At 54.3% G+C, this 21,078-nt stretch carries 19 protein-coding genes and 6 tRNA genes; 10 read left to right on the forward strand and 15 right to left on the reverse strand.

What is annotated here, in order from left to right; all coding sequences use genetic code 11:
- Positions 1-9: 9 nt before the first annotated feature.
- Positions 10-993 (reverse strand): aromatic/alkene monooxygenase hydroxylase subunit beta, encoded by a 984-nt coding sequence (locus ABIE60_RS15625; RefSeq protein WP_354406854.1) that lies wholly within the window; start codon positions 991-993, stop codon positions 10-12.
- 25 nt (positions 994-1,018) lie between these two features.
- Entirely contained in the window at positions 1,019-1,330 is a 312-nt protein-coding gene (locus ABIE60_RS15630; protein WP_354406852.1) for a phenol hydroxylase subunit, read from the reverse strand.
- A gap of 396 nt (positions 1,331-1,726) precedes the next feature.
- Here ABIE60_RS15630 and ABIE60_RS15635 point away from each other — a divergent pair, with 396 nt between their 5' ends.
- The 4 genes from ABIE60_RS15635 to ABIE60_RS15650 all read left to right on the forward strand — a co-directional run bounded on the left by ABIE60_RS15635 (position 1,727) and on the right by ABIE60_RS15650 (position 7,205).
- Complete coding sequence (locus tag ABIE60_RS15635; RefSeq protein WP_354406849.1) at positions 1,727-3,460, forward strand: sigma 54-interacting transcriptional regulator; 1,734 nt, start codon at positions 1,727-1,729, stop codon at positions 3,458-3,460.
- Positions 3,461-3,525: 65 nt separating this feature from the next.
- Complete coding sequence (locus ABIE60_RS15640; RefSeq protein ID WP_091824624.1) at positions 3,526-4,245, forward strand: 16S rRNA (uracil(1498)-N(3))-methyltransferase; 720 nt, start codon at positions 3,526-3,528, stop codon at positions 4,243-4,245.
- 169 nt (positions 4,246-4,414) lie between these two features.
- The gene (locus tag ABIE60_RS15645) at positions 4,415-5,440 is read left to right on the forward strand and encodes a Fe(3+) ABC transporter substrate-binding protein (protein ID WP_091824621.1); all 1,026 of its coding nucleotides are present in this window, start codon (positions 4,415-4,417) and stop codon (positions 5,438-5,440) included.
- A gap of 76 nt (positions 5,441-5,516) precedes the next feature.
- Positions 5,517-7,205, forward strand: coding sequence for an ABC transporter permease (locus ABIE60_RS15650; protein WP_354406846.1), 1,689 nt, complete (start codon positions 5,517-5,519; stop codon positions 7,203-7,205).
- Between the two features lie 26 nt (positions 7,206-7,231).
- Here ABIE60_RS15650 and ABIE60_RS15655 read toward each other — a convergent pair whose 3' ends face one another.
- The 5 genes from ABIE60_RS15655 to ABIE60_RS15675 are packed head-to-tail and all read right to left on the reverse strand — an operon-like array spanning position 7,232 to position 10,774.
- On the reverse strand, positions 7,232-7,681 hold the full coding sequence (locus ABIE60_RS15655) for a YiiD C-terminal domain-containing protein (protein ID WP_354406844.1): 450 nt from the start codon (positions 7,679-7,681) through the stop codon (positions 7,232-7,234).
- On the reverse strand, positions 7,681-8,238 hold the full coding sequence (locus ABIE60_RS15660; protein ID WP_354470446.1) for an NAD(P)H nitroreductase: 558 nt from the start codon (positions 8,236-8,238) through the stop codon (positions 7,681-7,683). Before ABIE60_RS15660 ends, ABIE60_RS15655 begins: the two co-directional genes overlap by 1 nt.
- A gap of 12 nt (positions 8,239-8,250) precedes the next feature.
- On the reverse strand, positions 8,251-9,075 hold the full coding sequence (gene queF, locus ABIE60_RS15665) for an NADPH-dependent 7-cyano-7-deazaguanine reductase QueF (RefSeq protein WP_091824610.1): 825 nt from the start codon (positions 9,073-9,075) through the stop codon (positions 8,251-8,253).
- Complete coding sequence (locus tag ABIE60_RS15670) at positions 9,072-9,845, reverse strand: ABC transporter permease (RefSeq protein ID WP_091824608.1); 774 nt, start codon at positions 9,843-9,845, stop codon at positions 9,072-9,074. Before ABIE60_RS15670 ends, queF begins: the two co-directional genes overlap by 4 nt.
- Positions 9,842-10,774: an ABC transporter ATP-binding protein gene (locus ABIE60_RS15675; RefSeq protein ID WP_091824605.1), complete on the reverse strand. Its 933-nt coding sequence runs from the start codon at positions 10,772-10,774 to the stop codon at positions 9,842-9,844. The genes ABIE60_RS15670 and ABIE60_RS15675 overlap by 4 nt, the downstream gene beginning before the upstream one ends.
- 134 nt (positions 10,775-10,908) lie before the next feature.
- Between ABIE60_RS15675 and ABIE60_RS15680 the strand changes: the two genes are divergently transcribed.
- On the forward strand, positions 10,909-11,316 hold the full coding sequence (locus ABIE60_RS15680) for a PA2817 family protein (protein WP_354470447.1): 408 nt from the start codon (positions 10,909-10,911) through the stop codon (positions 11,314-11,316).
- A gap of 167 nt (positions 11,317-11,483) precedes the next feature.
- Here ABIE60_RS15680 and ABIE60_RS15685 read toward each other — a convergent pair.
- The 6 genes from ABIE60_RS15685 to ABIE60_RS15710 form a co-directional block, all read right to left on the reverse strand.
- Positions 11,484-11,559 (reverse strand) — tRNA-Gly (locus ABIE60_RS15685).
- A gap of 43 nt (positions 11,560-11,602) precedes the next feature.
- Positions 11,603-11,678, reverse strand: a tRNA-Glu gene (locus ABIE60_RS15690).
- Between the two features lie 18 nt (positions 11,679-11,696).
- Positions 11,697-11,772: transfer RNA gene (locus ABIE60_RS15695), tRNA-Gly, on the reverse strand.
- A 31-nt stretch (positions 11,773-11,803) separates the two neighbouring features.
- Positions 11,804-11,879: transfer RNA gene (locus tag ABIE60_RS15700), tRNA-Glu, on the reverse strand.
- Between the two features lie 60 nt (positions 11,880-11,939).
- Positions 11,940-14,075: a putative bifunctional diguanylate cyclase/phosphodiesterase gene (locus ABIE60_RS15705; protein ID WP_206835519.1), complete on the reverse strand. Its 2,136-nt coding sequence runs from the start codon at positions 14,073-14,075 to the stop codon at positions 11,940-11,942.
- A 92-nt stretch (positions 14,076-14,167) separates the two neighbouring features.
- Entirely contained in the window at positions 14,168-14,944 is a 777-nt protein-coding gene (locus ABIE60_RS15710) for a hypothetical protein (protein WP_354470448.1), read from the reverse strand.
- Between the two features lie 129 nt (positions 14,945-15,073).
- Here ABIE60_RS15710 and ABIE60_RS15715 point away from each other — a divergent pair.
- Positions 15,074-15,149 (forward strand) — tRNA-Glu (locus ABIE60_RS15715).
- A 7-nt stretch (positions 15,150-15,156) separates the two neighbouring features.
- Positions 15,157-15,232 (forward strand) — tRNA-Gly (locus ABIE60_RS15720).
- Positions 15,233-15,251: 19 nt separating this feature from the next.
- Here the strand turns inward: ABIE60_RS15720 and ABIE60_RS15725 are convergent.
- Positions 15,252-18,071, reverse strand: coding sequence for a putative bifunctional diguanylate cyclase/phosphodiesterase (locus ABIE60_RS15725; RefSeq protein ID WP_354470449.1), 2,820 nt, complete (start codon positions 18,069-18,071; stop codon positions 15,252-15,254).
- Positions 18,072-18,160: 89 nt separating this feature from the next.
- Positions 18,161-18,754, reverse strand: a complete 594-nt coding sequence (locus tag ABIE60_RS15730) for an FMN-dependent NADH-azoreductase (RefSeq protein ID WP_354470450.1) — start codon at positions 18,752-18,754, stop codon at positions 18,161-18,163.
- A 115-nt stretch (positions 18,755-18,869) separates the two neighbouring features.
- Between ABIE60_RS15730 and ABIE60_RS15735 the strand changes: the two genes are divergently transcribed.
- The 3 genes from ABIE60_RS15735 to galU are packed head-to-tail and all read left to right on the forward strand — an operon-like array spanning position 18,870 to position 20,834.
- Positions 18,870-19,781: a LysR family transcriptional regulator gene (locus tag ABIE60_RS15735; protein ID WP_354470451.1), complete on the forward strand. Its 912-nt coding sequence runs from the start codon at positions 18,870-18,872 to the stop codon at positions 19,779-19,781.
- Between the two features lie 11 nt (positions 19,782-19,792).
- On the forward strand, positions 19,793-19,939 hold the full coding sequence (locus ABIE60_RS15740) for an oxidoreductase-like domain-containing protein (protein WP_354470452.1): 147 nt from the start codon (positions 19,793-19,795) through the stop codon (positions 19,937-19,939).
- Entirely contained in the window at positions 19,872-20,834 is a 963-nt protein-coding gene (galU, locus tag ABIE60_RS15745) for a UTP--glucose-1-phosphate uridylyltransferase GalU (protein WP_354470453.1), read from the forward strand. The genes ABIE60_RS15740 and galU overlap by 68 nt, the downstream gene beginning before the upstream one ends.
- The last annotated feature ends 244 nt before the right edge of the window (positions 20,835-21,078 follow it).

The following is a 21,078-nucleotide window of genomic DNA, read 5'->3' on the forward strand; positions in this document are numbered from 1 at the left end:
TCCTTGTTGTTATTTGATGCCGGCCTTAGCGACCCGCTTATCCAGTTCTGCCAGCGACTGCGCCAGCGCTTCGTCATTCAGCATTGCCGGTGCCAGCGGAGCCAGGGCTTCTGCTGCCTTGCCACGCCATTTTTCGATCCACTGTTTCAAAAGTGCCTTGTTCTCTTCAGATTCGTTTGCGGTTTCCTTGATGACTGCATCTACCCAGCGTGAAGAGTCCTTGTACCAGAGCTGCATAAACTCGGTCAGCATGGCTACATCCTGGGCACCACTGTCAGCCAGGTACTGGTCAAACTGGCCATATACCAGGTCATATACCAGGGTATCGACCACCAGGTCCTGCGCTACGAATACTTCGAACCAGTCCTCAGTCACCAGCATCTCTTCACAGAGTGCACGGAGTCCCTGCCAAATATCGGCTTCCATCCACTGCCGCTTGGCCTCTTCCAGCGCCTCCCCCGTGTTGCCATCCAGAATCAGGCCAATGCGCGACAGGTACTGCGCGATACCCAGGCGATCCATACCATCAAACAGCAGCGCCTGGGTCACGGCCGTACCATAGCCGTAGGCGGCTCCGTACATGTTGTTCAGATTCGCGGTATGCTCCATATGACGCAGCGGCACGAGGAAGCGAATCACTTCAGCCTGCTGAGCGTCACTCAGGTGCCGAGCCAGATCACGCTTTTCAAAAAACGCATAGTTGCTCTCGGCGTTCTCCTGCATTTTGGCACGCTGTTGGACGTAGGTGCCGTAATAGAACTGGCGCGGGTCTTTCAGCGCGTACCAGTCCGCCATCTCGATGGCAGTACGGCGCGTATCGTTCAGTTCCAGATCCGGCTGCCACAAGGGGCGGTAGTGAAAATTCGTTTCGGACTGAAGGTCGTAAGTGGCTTCCTGATAGCGGGTAGCCGGCTTGTCGCCGAAACGACGCGCGACATTCGCATAGGTATTGCGCACCGGTTCCAGCGTGGCTGTTTTAATTTCGATGGTCATGGACTCTTCCCAGCTGCAGTTGTTGTTATTCGGAATCACGATCATGGTTGTGAGACATGAGCGTATCTTCGCCGTAGCGCCATTTTTCCATTTCGGAATCGACTTCACGGATCTGATCTTCGGTCATGTGCACCACATCGTTGGCGGCACAGAATTCATCAAAGGCGCCTTTTGGCATCACCAGCTCCACAAACAGTGAAGGATCACCAATGGCAAAATCGAACTCGACAAAACGCGATCCAGGCTCACTGCGTACCCGGATGTATTTGGTCAAACGATCAAAAGCCGAGCGTTTGGGCAGGTCATCGTTGCGTGAGTGCAGTGTGAGTTTTGTCATTGTTATCCTCTGCTCTTCGGCGGATGCATTCATCAATGCATGAGAGCAACTGCTGTGCCAGATTGGCGAAACAGCATCAAAACAGACACAAGACAAAAGCCAAGCAATTGATTTAAAAGAAATAATTAAAAGCCAGATCATGTTGCTATTCACGCAACAAAGCGTTGCGCACATAGCACCCAGGCACTGATGAAATAATCATTTCATGAAAAATCAGGCTTTTTTTTGATGAAATGGTCACTTTCAGTTGTATTGAGACCAACCACCCTCATACTACTTTAGTATTAGTTTCTATGGTTTCGCTTCCAAATCATCATCAAATATCTCAACAATGAAATAAGGGCTACGGGCCTGCTCACTGAACATCGCTCACACAAAGCCGGTATAAAAACAATTATGGCCACCACACAAGAACTGGAGTTTCCGGGCAGCGGAGACTTGCTCTCACAAATTCGTTTTGAAAGTGACAAGGGCAAAATCTGGCTCAACGAACAGCGCATGCTGATGATTCATTCCAGCGTTATGGGCCTGTTGCGCAAGGAGCTGATTGAAACCCTGGGTATCAACCGTGCCAAGGGATTCCTGATGCGGTTTGGATACCACTCCGGGTGGAAAGACGCCGAGTTGGTCGCCAAGGTCAGACCGGATATGTCAAAGGAAGATGCTTTCTTTGTCGGACCTCAGCTGCACTGCATCAAAGGCATGGTCAACGTAAAACCCGTTTCACTGAATATCGACCTTGATAATGACGTTTTTCAGGGAGAATTCGACTGGTTCGATTCATATGAGGCCGATGTGCACCTGCACGACTTTGGCCCTTCGGAAGACCCCATTTGCTGGACCCTCATTGGTTACGCCAGCGGCTACACCACCTATTTCATGGGACAGCCGGTCATCTTCAAGGAAACGCAATGTGTCGGTATGGGACATGAGCATTGCCATATCGTCGGCAAACCGGCCGAGGAGTGGGATGACCAGGCCGAACTGGAACGCTATCTGTTGCCGGATCCCATTGCGGAAGAGCTGTTCTCGCTGCAGAGCCAGCTGAGCGATCTGCGCGACAACTTCCGAAACTCTGACCAGAGTGAAGACCTGCTGTTCAACTCGGTGGGGCGGTCGGGTGCCTTCAAGCATGTCTGTCAGCTGATCCGTCGCGCGTCATCCAGTCGTGTCACGGTATTGCTGCAGGGCGAAACCGGCGTCGGCAAGGAGATCGTCGCCCGCGGCCTGCACCTCAGCTCAGACCGCGCCGACAAGGCGTTCGTGGCGGTCAACTGTGCCTGTATTCCTCCGGACCTGATTGAAGCCGAGCTGTTCGGGGTTGAGAAGGGAGCCTTTACCGGTGCGGTTCAGTCCCGCGAAGGCAAATTCGAGCGCGCTCACGGCGGCACAATCTTCCTGGATGAAGTGATCGAGCTATCACCGCGCGCCCAGGCCAGTCTGTTACGCGTGCTGCAGGAAAGCGAAATGGAGCGGGTGGGCGATACCCGTACCCGCCGCATCGATGTGCGTGTGGTGGCTGCTGCCAACGAAGATCTTGAAGAGGCGGTTCGCAACGGCAAATTCCGCCCTGACCTGTTCTATCGACTCAATGTGTATCCGGTGCATATTCCACCATTGCGAGACCGCACAGAGGATATTCCGCTGTTGATTGAGCATTTTCTCGAGAAGTATCACACCCTGTACAACAAGCGCACGCTGGGTGTATCCGATCTGGCAATGCAGGCCCTGATGAACTACAAGTGGCCCGGTAATATCCGCGAGCTGGAAAACATGATCGAACGCGGTGTAATTCTGACCGATAACAATCACACTATCGATCTGGATGCGTTTTTCCCCTCATTATCGGAGCCGACTCATCCGCTTAACAGTATCAAGCGCAATGGAACCCTGGGGGCCGAGCGCCTGCCGCTGGACCGCCAGCCGCTGCAATCAGACAGCGGCATGCTGCCGCAGGACCTGCTGTGCGATCAATTATTGAGCGAAGAGTTCAGCCTGGAAGCAATGGAAGAGCAACTGATCCGAACCGCGATGGACCGCGTTGAGGGCAACGTTTCAAAGGCGGCTCGTCTGCTGGGGATGACTCGGCCGCAGCTGGCCTATCGATTGAAAAAACTGGATAGTGATTGAACACTGACCCCGGTCCGGCAGGGATGCTATGATCGCCGGTTTTCAGCCTGCATGATGAAACTACCGTGAACCTGATTCTGCTGTATACCTCAGACTTTATCGGGCCGCACCGAGTCCGCCTCGACGGCCGCCGCTTGCGCCACTTGCAGGAGGTTCACCGTGGACAGGTTGGTGAACATTTCCGGGTGGGAGTTCTCAATGGCTTGATCGGGCAGGGAACACTGATCCACCTGGATCAGCACAGTGCGGAACTTGAGGTGAGACTGAATCAGGCTCCGCCTCCTGTACTGCCTCTGCGACTTGTAATGGCCCTGCCAAGACCGAAAATGCTCAAGCGCTGCATCGAGACGATCGCTACTTTGGGGGTCAAGGAGCTGTGGCTGATCAACTCCTACCGTGTCGATAAAAGCTACTGGTCCACCCCCCTGCTGCACCCCGAACGCCTGCATGAACACCTGCTGCTGGGGCTGGAGCAGTCCGGTGACACCCGCCTGCCCCGGGTGGAGGTTCGCAAGCGGTTCAAACCCTTTGTGGAAGATGAATTGCCCACACTGGCCCACAATACCCGCGCACTGGTGGCTCACCCCTACAACGCGGCACCTTGCCCGGCTCCGATGGATACACCAACCACTCTGGCTATTGGTCCTGAAGGCGGATTTATCGCTTATGAGGTGGAAAAGCTGGAGCAGGCTGGCCTGCAAGCCATTCATCTGGGGCCACGCATTTTACGGGTTGAAACCGCTGTCCCCGTTCTACTGTCGCGTCTGTTTCCGCTGCCGGTATGATCTGCCTCAATATATGCTCTCCCTTTACATCTATATACTATTTTAATCTCTAGCGGAAACAAGAATCAGATGCACTAGCATTGACTTGAACGCAAACAGTGATAATAATTCGCATTAAGTTTTTGATATTCGGACTACATGGCTCACGCCACAACCGATGGAGATGTACATGAACGCGAAACACGCCCTTCTTGCTGGTCTGGCCTTTTCTACCTTTGGCGCCGTTGCGCAGGCAGCCGATGAGGTCAACATCTACTCCTATCGGCAAGAGTTCCTGATCAAGCCTCTGCTGGAGGCGTTCACCGCCGAAACCGGCATCAAGGCCAATGTCATCTTCTCCAAAAGCGGCCTGCTGGAACGACTGGAGCACGAGGGTGCCAACTCTCCAGCCGATGTCATTCTGACCTCGGATGTCGGCCCACTGCACGATGCGGTCGAGCGTCAACTGGTTGCGCCGATCAATAGCAGCACCGTAGAAGAAAACGTACCGGCTCAGTACCGCTCGAAGGATGACCTTTGGGTTGGTCTGACGGCACGCTCTCGTATCATCTACACATCAAAGGATCGTGTGGAGCCGGGTGAGATCCAGACCTATGAAGACCTGGCCGATCCGAAATGGAAAGGCCGTGTCTGCACCCGCAGTGGCAAACACTCCTACAACCTGTCCCTGATCGGATCAATCATTGAACATAAGGGCGAAGAGCAGGCCGAGCAGTGGCTCAGCGCCGTGAAGGATAATCTGGCACGCCGCCCACAGGGTAATGACCGCGGCCAGGTCAAGGCGGTTATGGAAGGACAGTGCGATGTTGCGCTGGGCAATACCTACTACTATGGCAAGATGCTGACCAACCAGGAAGAGCCGGAGCAGATCGAGTGGGCCAAATCGGTCAATCTGCTGTTCCCGAACCAGGATGGTCGCGGTGCGCACATGAGCATCTCTGGTGCGGCACTGGCCAAGCATGCGCCCAACCCTGAAGCTGCCATCAAGCTGATCGAGTTCCTGACCAGCGAGCAGGCCCAGAAAATGTACGCGGAAGTAAACTACGAGTTCCCGGTGCGTCCCGGCATCGAGTGGTCTGCCCTGCTCAAGGAGCACATGGGTGAATTCAAGGCTGATGACATCAACCTGGGTGATGTAGTCAAACACCGCGCAACAGCATCACGACTGGTTGACAAGGTCGGCTTTGACAACTGATTCGCGCCTGACAATCGACAGCTGCGACCTGAAGCGGTAGTCTTCCCGGCTACCGTTTCTGTGCGTTCACCGTCCTATGTCTGAAACCGCTACCGCAACTGCCCCGCTGGTTGATACCCGCAAGCCGCGCCGCTACATGCCCGGCTGGTATTCCATTGCCTGGGGCAGCGCTCTGCTGGTGATGCTGCCGGTTCTGGCCGTTCTGTGGCTGGCGCTTTTTCCCACCGAAAACATCTGGCCCCATCTGGTCGATACCATACTGCCGGTTTACATCCGCTCTACCCTGCTGTTGCTGGCCGGTGTCGGCAGCCTGTCAGTCGTAATCGGTGTCAGTACCGCCTGGCTTGTGACCATGTGTCATTTCCCTGGTCGGCGCCTGTTTGAGTGGGCCCTGTTGCTTCCGTTCGCCATGCCCGCGTATGTGATCGCATACCTCTACACCGATCTGCTGGAATATGCAGGCCCGGTACAAAGCACATTGCGTGAGCTGTTCGGTTGGCAAACTGCGCGCGACTACTGGTTTCCCGATATTCGAAGCCTTGGCGGCGCCATCGCCATGCTGACGCTGGTCCTCTACCCCTATGTGTATCTGCTGGCTCGCGCCAGCTTCCTTGAACAGTCGATGAGCATTCGGGATGCCAGCCGCATCTTTGGCTGCACTCCGCTGCAGAGCTTTCTGCGCATCTCGCTGCCCATTGCTCGGCCCTCCATCGCTGTGGGCCTTGCACTGGTATCCATGGAAACCCTGAACGACTTTGGCACGGTTGATTATTTCGCGGTCAAAAGTCTGTCTGCCGGTATCTATGATGCCTGGCTGAACATGGGCAACCTCGGAGCCGCCGCCCAGATTGCCAGCCTGATGATGCTGTTTGTAGTACTGCTGATTTCACTTGAGCGCATTGCACGCGCCCGTCAGCGTCAGTTCAGCGGCTCCGACCGGTTCCGTTCAATTGAACGCTTCCGCCTCAGCCCCGCACGACAACTGATGGCGACACTGGCTTGCGCCCTGCCGGTCGTGCTCGGTTTTGCAATTCCTTTTATCGTGCTCGGAAGCTATGCACTGCGGCGGCTGGACCAGTTCGCCGAGCCCGGCTTTATTGCCAATGCAGTGCACAGCTTTACCCTTTCCGCTCTGGCTGCTGCACTGACAGTCGTGATAGCAGTTGTACTGGCCTACAGTAAGCGACTTTATCCGCAGCAACGCTCGCTTACAGTGGCCGCTCGCTTCAGCAGCCTGGGCTATGCCTTGCCAGGTGCAGTTCTTGCGATCGGTGTCATTATTCCTCTGGCGGCTTTCGACAACAGCGTCGACGCGTTCATGCAACGTCACTTCGGCTTTGGTACGGGCCTGCTACTGAGCGGTACACCCTTCGCCATCGTATTTGCCTATTCCGTGCGCTTTCTGGCGGTATCAACCGGCAGCGTGGAGTCATCACTGGCCAAAGTTACACCCAGCATGGACATGGCATCACGCTCTCTAGGCCTTAACCCACTGCAAACCCTCCGGCGCGTCCACCTGCCACTGATCCGAGGCGGATTGTTAACGGCCGTTCTGGTAGTTTTTGTCGACTCCATGAAGGAATTGCCGGCCACTCTGATTCTGCGACCGTTCAATTACGATACGCTGGCAACCTATGTGTACCAGTATGCGTCAGATGAAATGCTGGAAACCAGTGCACTGTCTGCGATGCTGATTGTGCTGGTTGGAATTGTGCCGGTCATTCTGCTCAGTCGCACTATCACGGCGACCCGGCAGGGCAAGTAGGCCACCGTCTAAAACAGGAACAGGCCTTAGCGCCTTATCGCGACATAGAGTCCTTCCAGACGCATGCAGACCTGACCATTGCAGATGACCTCTACCACCAACGCCAGCTTACCCTTGCCCCGCTCCACTACACGCTCGACCAAGGCATCAGAAGCGGCGGTGTCGATCAGCTCAACTTGTGTCACAAAATCCGCCGTAACCGGCTTGAGGTATTGGAGATGGCTGTCAGCGATCACCACGTCACACTCCAGCCCGCGCTCCTTGAGACACAGGGTCGTCAGGCACCACCCCGCTACAGTGGCGATCGCCGCCTGAGAACCGCCAAAACCGGTTCCCTTGTCGTTTACATTGGGTGCCAGCGGCGTGGGGATCTTCAGCGTTTGACCATCCCATGTCAGCTGTGAAATACCCAGGTGTTCCAGCAGTGGAATCTGGGTCTTGAGCCAACCAAGGAATTCAACCGTATCGGTCTTCATCAGCCCTCCCAGCGAGTCACGAACTCGCCAAGATCCAGCATCGGAGCCTCGCGCTCGCGACAGCGCTGGCCCAGATAGATAAAGCCAACTACCTGCTCATGTTCGGCCAGCTCCAGCCCTGACCGCACATGCGAGTTATGGGTCATTTCACCGGTGCGCCACATCGCCCCAAGGCCCTGCGCGAAAGCCGCTTGGGTGATGGCATGAGCCGCACATCCTGCCGAGATTAACTGTTCGTCCAGCGGGACTTTGGGATGCTCTCGAGTGACAGCAACTACCGTGATGATCATTGGCGCCCGCAGCGGCATTTGCAGGCATTTGTCATACCTTGCCTGCGGCAACGCCGGATCAGCCTTCAAAGCGGCACGGGCAAACAGCTCACCCATGCGTACCAGACCTTCGCCTTCCGTAATAATAAAGCGCCAAGGGCGCAGCGATCCATGATCCGGCGCTCTCAGAGCTGCACGCAACATCAGGTCAAGCTGTTCCGGCGTTGGAGCCGGGCCTTCCAGGCGGGGGCATGAGGTACGGTTGATCAGGGCGTCGAGTGCATCCATGAGACTATCCTTTTACTGGCGTGACAGGCGCAGGTTCTGCGGCTCGTCGTTGATACTGGAGCGGTAGGGGTTGATATCCAGACCACCGCGACGGACATAGCGCGCATAGACACTGAGCTTCTGCGGTCGGCAGCGCTGCCAGATATCCATGAAGATATTTTCGACACACTGCTCGTGAAAGTCGCCGTGTTCACGATAGGAGATCAGATAGGCCAGCAGCCCTTTGTGATCGATCTGAGCCCCCTTGTAGCGGATCTGCACACTGGCCCAATCAGGCTGCCCGGTGACGGGGCAGTTGGACTTGAGCAAGTGACTGACCAGAGTTTCCTCGGTAACAGGACCTGAGGCGTTCAGCAACTCAGGGGCCGGCGAGTAGTGCTCGACCTGAAGTGGCAGATCATCCAGGCATCGCCCCTTGAGCTGGCTCACTTCAACAGCCTGAGTCAGCGGGATCAATTTGACCTGCACCGGCGCACCTGCAGCCGCCGACAGATCCGCCTGCATCCGCTCGCGCACCTCGCTTTCCTGTGCAAAGCGACTCAGGTTGAAAGAGTTCAGGTACAGTTTGAACGACTTGGATTCAATGATGCAGGGTGAGCTGGCCGGTATACGAAATTCAGCCAGCCGTACCACCGGCTTGCCGCCGGCGTCCAGCCAAGAAACCTCATAGGCATTCCATATATCCAGTCCGCGAAACGGCAGGCTACTGCGTTTTACGCCCTTGACCTCCCAGTTCAGGTCACGCCGAATCGGGTACAGCAACGAGGCGTCGTACTCATTGACGTAGACCGTGTCCTGCCCCAGCGGGGATGCCTTTACCTGATCATGTTCGCTCATTCTCGAATCCCCTTGCCAGTATTCAGCAAATGAATGGCAACGCCTCCCAACACGACAATAAACCCAATAATCATGGCGAAGGCAAAACCGATATCGATGTCACTGACGCCCAAAATGCCATAACGGAAGCTGTTCACCATATACAGAATCGGGTTCAGCTGTGACACCCCCTGCCAGAATCCCGGCAACAGCTGGATGCTGTAGAACACGCCACCCAGATAGGTCAGCGGGGTCAGGATGAAGGTAGGTACGATCGCGATATCATCAAAGGTTTTGGCGTACACGGCATTGATGAAACCACCTAACGAAAACAGAATCGCGGTCAGCAATACCACAGTAATAGTGATGAAGAGGTGGTTGATCTGCAACTTTGTGAAAAACAGTGACAGCAGGGTCACGATAAAGCCTACCATCAACCCTCGTGTGGCGCCGCCAATCACATAGCCGGCTAGGATAATCCAATTGGGCACCGGCGAGACCAGCAGTTCCTCGATATTGCGCTGAAACTTGGTGCCGAAGAAAGAGGACACCACGTTACCGTAGGAGTTGGTGATAACTGACATCATGATCAGGCCCGGAACGATATATTCCATGTAATCGAAGCCACCCATGTCACCAATGCGAGAGCCGATCAGGTTACCGAAAATAATGAAATAGAGCGTCATGGTGATCGCTGGCGGCAGCAGGGTCTGAACCCAGATACGGGTAAAGCGACGGATTTCCTTGACGACGATAGTGACGAACGCGGTCCATAGCAGCCGGGAATTCATTTTGACTCCTGTTTCAAATTCTTGTCGACCAGCGACACAAACAGTTCTTCCAGCCGGTTGGCCTTGTTGCGCATGCTGCTCACCTCCAGCCCCTGCTCGGCCAAGTGGCTGAACAGCGCATTGAGCCCTGCCGCTTTTGGCACATCGACCTCAAGGGTATGTGCATCACGCGGCCGGATCACGTACCCATCAAGTTTGGGCAGCTCGGTAAAATCCTGGCGCAGATCCAGAATGAAGGTTTCCGTATCCAGCTTCTGCAGCAGTGCTTTCATACTGGTGTTCTGGATAATGCTGCCATGATCGATGATGGCGATATTGCGACACAGGCTTTCAGCTTCTTCCAGATAGTGTGTGGTGAGGATAATGGTTGTCCCTGCAGCGTTTATTTCACTCAGGAAGTCCCACATGGAACGGCGCAGCTCGATATCGACCCCTGCAGTCGGCTCGTCCAGAATCAACAACTTGGGTTCATGCACCAACGCACGGGCAATCATCAGGCGGCGCTTCATTCCACCGGACAGCATGCGAGCACGCTCATCGCGCTTTTCCCAAAGCCCAAGTTTGCCCAGGTAAATTTCAGCACGCTGCAACGCCTGCCTGCGCGGAATACCGTAATACCCAGCCTGAGTGACAACGATATCCACTACTTTTTCAAACGGGTTGAAGTTGAACTCCTGCGGTACAACCCCAAGGCACTGCTTGGCCTGCGCCAGCTGGGTATCAATATCGTAACCAAACACACTGACCTTGCCGGCCGTTTTGTTGACCAGCGAGGAAACGATCCCCAGCGTTGTTGATTTGCCGGCACCATTTGGGCCCAACAGGGCAAAGAAATCTCCCTGCTGCACGTCCAGAGAGATCCCTTTGAGAGCCTCGAAGCCGTTACCGTATACCTTTCTTAAATCCTGTATCGAAAGCGCCGTTGTCATGCCTTGCCTTTGAATGGAGTGTAGATGTGGGTAGATGCGGCCGGGGATTGAAATTTCAACCGCCGCCCCCCATTGTACCCGTTTGCGCGGACATCCGATGCCCGCTCCCGTGACTGCAACAACCGGAGTACCCCGTGACCGATCGCCACAGCTTTCATCTGAACCTGCTCAAGATCGCCTATAACAACTTGATTCAGCAGCCAACCTTCAAGGACGCCGAGGCCAGCGAGGAGCTTGAGTTTCTGGACCAGTTTGCCGCAGTGGTGGATGATTTCGAACATCATCGCCCAGAAGCATACGAAGATGGCCAAACCCTGCTGGTCCGACTGGTACGTGGCTACCCACAATTCGTACCACTATTGGCACGTGACCTCTTCTGGCTGTTTGGCGGCGAGTGTCTGCACTTTATGAGCGACGAGGAGATCGAGCAGTTCCAGCAGCTTGATGAAACACAGGCTGAGCTTGAGGCCAGCAACACCCCTGTAGATTACCTGTCACTGCGACAGAGCATTCTTGGGGATGCATCGGACACCCGACACTGAAGACACTCTTGTACCTATGCCGGGCCATCCCCTCTGCGCGAGGCATGCCCGGCCTGAGGTTTTGCTTTACGGAACCAATGTACAGACCATGAAACGAAAAAAACCATGCAGCTTTCGCCGGATGGTTATCGTATTAAACACTGTGTGCTGACAATCTGTACTGAATTTGGAGCGGGAAACGAGACTCGAACTCGCGACCCCGACCTTGGCAAGGTCGTGCTCTACCAACTGAGCTATTCCCGCATGTTTCTTTCAGAGATTTTACTATAGCATCTCTGTCAGAGAGTGGCGTCCCATAGGGGGTTCGAACCCCTGTTACCGCCGTGAAAGGGCGGTGTCCTAGGCCACTAGACGAATGGGACGCAGCCTGCAAAAACGTTTGGAGCGGGAAACGAGACTCGAACTCGCGACCCCGACCTTGGCAAGGTCGTGCTCTACCAACTGAGCTATTCCCGCTTTACTCTCAAAACTATCACTCACGAGTGAGTGGCATCCCGTAGGGGGTTCGAACCCCTGTTACCGCCGTGAAAGGGCGGTGTCCTGGACCACTAGACGAACGGGACACAGTCTTGAGCGCTTTCGCTTTCCTCATCGAGGAGGCGCATATATTACGTATGGGCCTTTTAGTGGTCAACCCCCTTTCGACAGTTTTTTTCTATACCGTCCATTAGCTGCCCCAGCCACTCCTCGGCAGGCGATGGCTTGTGAAGCAAATAGCCCTGCAACAGCTCACAGCCATGGGCGACAAGAAAGTCAGCCTGAGCAGACGTTTCAACACCTTCTGCTACAACTCTAAGTCTTAACTGGCGAGCGATCGAGATAATCGAAAGCACAATGGCCCGGTTATCTTCATCCTGCGGTAAACCATCCACAAAACTCTTATCGATCTTGAGCTCACTCAAGTGCAAACGTTTCAGATAGGCCAGATTGGAGTACCCTGTACCGAAGTCGTCCAATGAAAAGGCAAACCCCAGCTCCGCCAGCCGCGCCATGTTCCGCAACAAGTCCGGATGAGTATCGATAAACAGGCTTTCGGTAATTTCAAGCATCAACGCGTCAGGTGTTACAACACTATCAGCCACCAGATCGACCAGTGCATCGATCAGCGCACTATCACGGAACAGATCCGAACTGAGATTGATTGACAGCGGAATTCGCAAGCCGGCAGCCTTGAGTTGCGCCGCAATCTCAAGCGCCTGCCTGAACACCGTCAATGTCAGAGGCTTGATGAGACCGGAAGCTTCTGCCACCGGAATAAACTCAGCAGGCGACACCGGAACGCCTTCCGGACCGCGCAACCAGCGCACCAGAACCTCGGCCCCCCGAATATCGCCAGCGGGCCCGAACTGTGACTGTACAGCAAGGCTGAGTTCATCCCGCAGAATCGTGAGGCGAAGTGATTCTTCAAGCCTTACCCTGCGTTGAGCCGCCACGTTCAGCTCCGCCGTGAACGTGGCGTAGCCTCCCTTACCATCTGCCTTGGCCTTGTACAGAGCAAGATCGGCATTGCGTTGCAGGGTTACAAAGCTGCGACCATGTTGCGGAATTCTGGCAACACCAATGCTGCCGGCAAGCAGTAGTGTTTCACCATCAATGTTGAGTGGTCTGGCCAACTGTTGGCTCAAGGCCTCCAGTCTCCAGATCAGGTCAGACTCGGCATCTGTTGTTCGGCCGCACAAAAGCACGCCAAACTCATCACCCCCAAGGCGAGCGACCAATTCGCTCTCACTTAACAGCTGTTTTTGCAGACGAGAGCCGATTTTCTGCAGCACTCGATCGCCAAATCCATGACCATGCGCATCGTTGATCCGTTTGAAATCATCCAGATCTATCAGCAACAGTGCAGCTGACGGGGCAATGAGTGGTGCATGGAGCAATGCTTCGACCCTCTGCTGCAGCAGGCGACGGTTGGGCATCTGAGTCACGGGGTCGTGGTAGGCCAAATACTCCAGTTGAGACAGGGCCTCCTTTTCCGCCGTAATATCCTGCTCGACCGACAGGAAATGGCTGATGTTTCCTTCCATATTACGCACCGGTGAAACTACGGCGCGCTTGACCACGCGATGTCCCTGTTTATGCCGATTAACGAACTCACCTCGCCAGGGCAAACCACTATCCAGACGGTCCCAGAAAGCCCTCTTTTCAACCTCACTTTTAGGTTCCCAGGCCCGAAAGCCGGGGGTTCGCCCCAAAACATCGTCACGACTGTAGCCGGAGTTGATTTCAAAGCCATTATTAACGTAGGTAATATGCCCACTGTTGTCAGTAATAATGACGCTGGAAGGACTTTGGTCGATCGCCTGGCGAAACAGCAGCAGATCGGATTCAATGCGCTTGCGTGAGGTAATATCACTTTGGGTACTGACAAAGTGAGTGAGCTGCCCGCTGTCATCAAAAAGAGGCACTATGCTGATGCCGATCCAATACGCATCACCACTGCTGGTATAATTCAGCAACTCTTCGCGCACCCTTTCACCGCGGCGCAAGGCATTGCCGATTCGATTCAACGCTTCTCTACAGGTATCTTTTCCCTGAAACAGACGCGGGCTGGCGCCTATCAACCGTTCACGGTCATAGCCCGTACGCTCAATAACGGCCTGATTGACATAGACAATACGCGGACCTGGGGGCGTCAGGTCCGCATCCGTCACCACCACAAGATCAGAAAGATGTTCAAGACTCGCCTGCATGATGCGCAACTGCTCATCAACGGAGGTGTTAAGGCTGGTCGTTTGTGGGGGCACAGATTCCCTCGGCATTGTAAACGGCACATCCTTGCTGGCAAGCGCCTTTTATATAAGCAATTTCTTAAGCACGCGATTGTAGAGATTTATGACAGCTTCGTGAATACTTAACGCCGATAGTCTGTAATCGATTTAGGCTTGAACTTGTCTTCTTTTGCTGCCTCTTCGGCCCGCTTACGCTCCTCTTCCGCTTCGCGCAGCAGACGTTCACGCTCAACAAGCGCCTGGAGTTTATCCATATGCGCACTTAGCTCATAGATCTGGCGATCCAATTGCTGGGTCTGATTGAGCCGTTGCAACTTGCCTGCTGCCGTACGATAGCGCGGCAAGGCTGGGGCCGGTCCTCTTTGCTGCTCGACTTCAAGCGCTTCCATGATCTCAACATCAATGCGTGTACGAGTATAGGCTTCCTTCACCTGGTAAATAACATCCCGCGTTATGGCCGGAGGCAGAAGCCCGCCGTTCTGCAGCTCTGTCAAAAACTGGAACAGCTCCCGCAACAGAGCCGCAGTGCGTTGAGCATGATTACGATCAGTGTGCAACGTCATGGAACCGGGTGGATGTTCAACCACAGGTAAAGGTTGAGCGGCGAAGGCTTCCATCTCAGACAGTTTCTGTCGATTTTCAGGTGTGTTTTCCAGCTCCATCACCTGCTTCCAGCGATTCTGCAGATATCTGACCAGCACATCGCGAATCTCACGGGTGATGTAATGCTCAGGCAAAGTGTGCAGCAGATGATCAGCCCGGCGAATCTGGTCTTTCAGCATAAGCAGGCGCATGCGACGTTCACGACGTTGATTTTCGACCGTCTGAATACTGAAGGCTATCATCGCCATCACCACCACTACAGCCACGATGATTAGGCCGGTTTCAGTCGGGCTCATCGGCACATGTCCATCCGAGTTAAACAGAAGACTTTGATTCTATAACAAAAAACGAAAGAAAACGCTTGACCGGAAAAATCTCTGTTATTAATATTCGCACCGCTGTCAGGCACAGTCTGATTGTACCGCGTCCCGTTCGTCTAGTGGTCCAGGACACCGCCCTTTCACGGCGGTAACAGGGGTTCGAACCCCCTACGGGATGCCATCCAAATGCGGGAATAGCTCAGTTGGTAGAGCACGACCTTGCCAAGGTCGGGGTCGCGAGTTCGAGTCTCGTTTCCCGCTCCAATTTCTAGTTCAAATTACGTCAAATTGCCTTTCTGTCTTCATATCGTTCAAAGATCTGAGGCAGACATTCAGCCGGCTGCGGTTTCGCGATGTAATACCCCTGCACTACATCGGCTCCCGATTCAGCCAGAATGTCGAGTTGCTCTTCCAGTTCAACCCCCTCGGCAATCACTTCCATGTGCAGTCCCCTGGCCATCCAGATAATCGCCTGACACAGCGTTGCAGCGTCTTGATCCATATGAATATCTCGCACGAATTGGCGATCAATCTTGAGAATATCTACAGGAAAACGCTTCAGGTAACCCAGAGCCGAGAACCCCGTACCAAAGTCATCAATCGACAGGCGTACACCAAGACTTCTCAATTGTTTTAATGTCTCAATAGTACGGCTTTCTGCTTCAATATCGAGAAAAATAGACTCGGTAATTTCAAGCTCCAGGCTGCCTGGCGTCAGCTCATGAATAATCAACAGCTGTTTAACCTGCTGCACAAAATCGGGCTGCTGAATCTGTCGGGGAGAAATATTCACTGCGATATTCAGCTTCAGCCCCATCTGTCTTTGCCAACTGGCTGCCTGACGAATGGCCTCGGCCAGTACCCAGTGTCCGAGTGGCAAAATCTGACCGCTTTCTTCAGCCCTTGGAATAAATTCGTCCGGTGGAACCAGCCCGTAACCCGGACGATGCCAGCGCACAAGTGCCTCAACACCTGTAATGCGGCGGGTTTTCAGATCAAGCAGTGGCTGATACCAGAGTACAAATTCGTTTCGCTCCAGTGCATCATGCAGCGCCTGCTCCATCTCCAGTGAGCGCCGAGCATGCTCATTCATTTCTTCCAGGAAGAAGCAGTAACCTGACTCCTTGCGCATACGCACCTGCTGCATTGCCGCATCGGCATGGCGCAGCAGCATATCCGCATGTGATCCATCATCAGGATACAGGGCAATACCAATACAGGCCGGAACACGGACTTCAGCCTCATTGAGCTGGAAAGGGGCATCAAACTGCTTCAGAAGACAACGACTGAGATTTTCGATCGCCTGCAATCGCGTCACCTCTGGCACGACTACCACAAACTCATCACTGCCAATCCGACCGAGGCTTTCCAGAGGCGAAAGCGCTTGCTGCAGGCGCCGAGCGGCCTGACGCAGCAGTTCATCTCCCGCCTGGTGACCCTGAACTTCATTCACTCGACGGAACTGCAACAGGTTGATGAACAGCACTGCAACCTGGTGGTGCTGTGCTTCGGCCATTTCAAGTGCCTGCTGCAAACGATCCTGAATCAGTTCTCTATTTGGAAGGTCCGTCAGCGCATCATAGTTGCTGCGGCGAAAGAGTTGCTCTTCATAACTTTTGCGCAGCGAAATGTCTTCCTGAATGGCCAGGTAACGGTCCGGCTCGCCCTGCTCGTCACGCAGGACGGAAATGGTAGCCGCCACCCAGAACTGCTCACCATTCTTGCGCTGGTTGAGCAGCTCACCATGCCACTCCCCCTTGCCGCTCAGTGAGCCCCAAAGCTGACCAAAGGTGTCTGCATGGGTTGAAGAGGACTTAAGCAGGCTGACTGGCTTTCCCTTCACTTCAGCAAAGGTATAACCGGTAACCCTGCAAAACCCCGGATTCACATACTGAATAAAGCCTTGAAGATCCGTGATAATAATACAGGCCGGGCTTTGCTCCAGTGCTGCCGACAGCTGGCGCAGTTCGCGACTGCTGTCCCTGAGTGCCTCCTCACGTTCATTCAGCGCCGTCACCATCGTATTGAATGACGATGCCAGGCGACCCAGGTCACTTTTTTGATCAAACCCCTCAATACGCTGATAGTGGCCTTCCTTCAGGTTCTGTACCGCAAGCGACAGCTTGCCAAGCGGACGCGTAATCACCCGACTGATGAACCAGCCTCCCAACGGCGTAAATCCGACCAACGCCAGCAGCAAAAGCAACAGCATCGACTGCCCAAGCGTCTCAAGCTCATGACCCAGGCTTTGAACCGGCACCGCAAAGATCAGACGCGCCTCAATGCCCGACTCCGCAAACGTGATAACACCGTAATACTCATCATCGGTGCCGACCCAGCCTTGCTGACTCTGTTCAAGCTGCTGCAGACGTTGCAATGAAAGTCGCGACTCGAACCCCTGTCCGACACTGAGTTCTTCAGCCTGCAACAGCAGTGGATATTCAAGCCGGTGTGCCAAACGGCCTACTGCATCGCCACTGAGTTTAACCCCGCCCTGTAACCGAGCACCATCCGGCATTCTATGCCAGCCGAGTAAATATAATTGGTCCCGTGTCCGCGTAATGATGGGCTCGGGTTGATTGGAGGGTGACAGTCGCTGCAGGTCATATGGAAGAAAGTGACTCTGGTAGGAAGGCTCATCATCTGACGGCCGTATACGGAACCCGATACGCCCCAAAGGGCGGGTATTATAGGCGTAAAGGCGGTCACCTCCCTGACACCGGCAGGCCATGACCTGCAATTGCCCCCGTTCATCATGGATGGCGAGGTAGTCCAAACCACGAACCTCGAGCCGGCGCAGTAGTCTCTGTGCCAGCAACTCCAGTTCGGCTTCAGCTGCATGCCCCACGTTTTGATCCGGTAATTCAGATAAAACAAGCCCGGGCTGGCCAGCCAATTGTTCAAGCTGCTCATGCACAACCTGCCGGGTGGCGTCCCAGCGCCCAGTCAGGAAATGGCGTGCCTGCTCCAGCTCATGGAGTGATTGCTGCTCTCGCGTATGCCCAAGCAGCAGTGTGAATATCAGGCCAACAAACAGCAGCGCCCCAGCGAGGGAGAGCAACCAGAGCAACAGCAGTTTGTGGTGCAAGCGTGAGAAAAACACAGGTCGCGTCCTGCTTTTTTGTAGTTATTTTTCATGAGCTTGCCACAAGCCGCTGCAACAGCAAAGTTATGTTTTGGTATAAGAACATCTCATGACTGCAGCTCGGCGCGCGCAGCACTAAGAGACTCAGACTGAATGACGTCTCCCATATTCAGACCTTCTGCGTAAACGGTTTGCACATCCTTGAGGCCAACAAAGCCCAGAAACTGTTTCACAAATGGAATCTGAAAGTCCTGTCCTCCATCCCGATACTGACCACCCCGCGTTGCAATCAATACCACTGGCTTGTCTTCAAGCAAGCCAACAGGACCCTGATCCGTATACTGGAATGTCACGCCACTTCGAGCAAGCAGGTCAAACCAGGCCTTCATCTGCACCGGAATACCAAAGTTATACATTGGGACACCGATCAGGATCTGATCAGCCGAACGCATTTCGGCCAGCAGTCGATCCGCCAAATCCACGATAGACTGCTGCTTAGCAGTACGGTTGTCAGCTGAGCTCATCAAGGCCGATACAACCTCTGCATCCAACTGTGGCAAAGGATCTGAAATCAGGTCACGCGTAATAATTTCCGCCTTATCATGGCGCAACTGCCACTGAGCAATGAAATCATTGGCCAGCGCGGTCGACTGACCAGTGTCACCAAAAATACTGCTGCGAATATGAAGAAGGGTTGCCATTGTTAATCTCCAGCCTTGATCATCAATTAAAGCAACATTTTCGTATCAACATGGTCTATATAAAACAGTAAAATCATGCTTGTTTTGAACAATAAAATAGATCGTTCGAGGGTTTATGCAGATATCACTGGAGCAGTGGCAGGCAATGCTTGCGGTAGTGGATGCGGGCGGGTACGCGAAGGCTGCCGAACGCCTTGGCAAAAGCCAGTCCGCTATCAGCTATTCGGTACAAAAGCTGGAGTCAGGCCTGAATGTACGTGTGTTTCGCCTTGAGGGGCGCCGTGCGGTCCTTACCGAGGCAGGCGAAGCCTTATGTCATCATGCACGGCGTCTGCTTGAACAGGCCGCGCAGGCAGAACAACTGGCAGAACAGTTCGGGATGGGCTACGAAGCACAAATTCATATCGCAATGGATACCATTTTCCCGAAGGAATTGATGCTCGACACCCTCGCAAATTACGCATCCACCCACCCACAGACACGGATTACTCTGCTTGAAACCGTGCTCAGCGGCAGTGATGAAGCGGTGCTCAAGCGGGATGTGGACATGGCAATCAGCGGCCGGCTACCACCTGGTTTTCTGGGTGAACGTTTGCTACAGATCCGCTTTCTCGCATGCGCACACCCTGAACACGCCCTGCATCAACTGAACCGACCCCTGAGCCTGGACGATTTACGCCAGTACCGACAACTGGTGGTGCGTGACTCCGGCAGCCGTAATGATGACGCTGGCTGGCTAGGAGCCGACCAGCGCTGGACACTGAGTGATGTTGCCACGTCAATAAAGGCAGCATCCAAGGGCATCGGATACGCATGGTATCCAATGACTCATGCAGCCGATGCGATTGAAGCCGGCCTGCTTAAGCCTCTGCAGCTTGAAACCGGTGCCGAACGATACGCTGACCTTTACCTGATTCTGACTGATGGCGAGCTCGCAAGGCCCGGGGTTAAAAAACTTGCCGCCATGATCAAGGAAGCCGTTCATGGAGCACAGCGGCAGGACCGGTTAGAATGGGGGTCATTTTAACGGAGTCGATGATGAGCGATAAACCGACACCACCTGCAGATGGAGAGTGCTGCGAAAATGGCTGCGAGCCCTGCGTGTGGGACACCTACTATGAAGCGTTACGACAGTGGCAGGAAGAGCAGTCACGAAGAGAGAAGGAATCCGAAGATGCTGAATAAAGTCATTATTCCTGTCGCCGGGCTTGGGACTCGAGTTTTGCCAGCCAGCAAAGCGATTCCAAAAGAGATGCTGCCTGTTGTCGATAAACCCGTCATACAATATGTGGTTGAAGAAGCGGTTGCTGCAGGTTTCACTCAGATCATTCTGGTCACGCGCAGCGGCAAGGCATCCATAGAGGATCACTTCGATCGTAATGCGGAACTGGATGAGGTTTTGGCTACGAAGGGCAAAGACGAACTGCTGCATGCCGTGCGCAATACGCTGCCTGCCGGTGCACAGCTCATCTCAGTACGCCAGGATCAGGCCCTTGGGTTGGGTCATGCTGTTCTCTGTGCGGCGGAGCTGATTCGGGACGAGGAAGATTTTGCCGTTATGTTGCCGGATATGCTGATCGACTCTGACAGCCAATTCAGCGATCTGAAGCAAATGGTAGCGCATTATCATGAGCATCAGTGTGGTCAGATCATGGTCGAATCCGTGCCCGAGGACCAGGTGGAACGCTACGGTATCGTTGACTGCGGTGGTATGCCACCTGCAGTCGGCACAAGTTCGAAGCTGCACAATCTGGTTGAAAAGCCCGGGCGATCAGAAGCGCCTTCCAATCTTGCCATAGTCGGTCGCTATATTCTGCCGGGCAAGATCATGCAGCTGTTGCGCACAACCCAAGCTGGTGCCGGTGGCGAGATACAGTTGACTGATGCAATCAAGTCACTGGTCGCGTCAGGGGATCTCCTGCACGCTTTTACCATGTCAGGTGAGCTATACGACTGCGGCAACAAATCAGGCCTTCTACAGGCCAACCTCGCCCTCGGGCTGAAGCATTCGGAGACATCTGCCGATATGAAGCAATTCATTGAGACAATACTGAACAACGGCACGTTGTTGTCAAAATAGAGTAACCGGGCAACAGCCGCTGACAGGGAAGTCAGTGACAGGGCCCGCCGCAGGGAGAGCGCCGGGCCCTTTCTTTTGCCTGGGGTTTATCCGTCTTGTCGTGACGCTGCTGCTGCGCTCCGCCCCAATGCAAAAACCCCGGCCTCAATGAGACCGGGGTTTCTGGTATTAAGTGCCTGGCGATGACCTACTCTCACATGGGGAAGCCCCACACTACCATCGGCGATGACGCGTTTCACTGCTG

Source organism: Marinobacterium sp. MBR-109, from assembly GCF_040547565.1.
Classification (GTDB): Bacteria; Pseudomonadota; Gammaproteobacteria; order Pseudomonadales; family Balneatricaceae; genus Marinobacterium.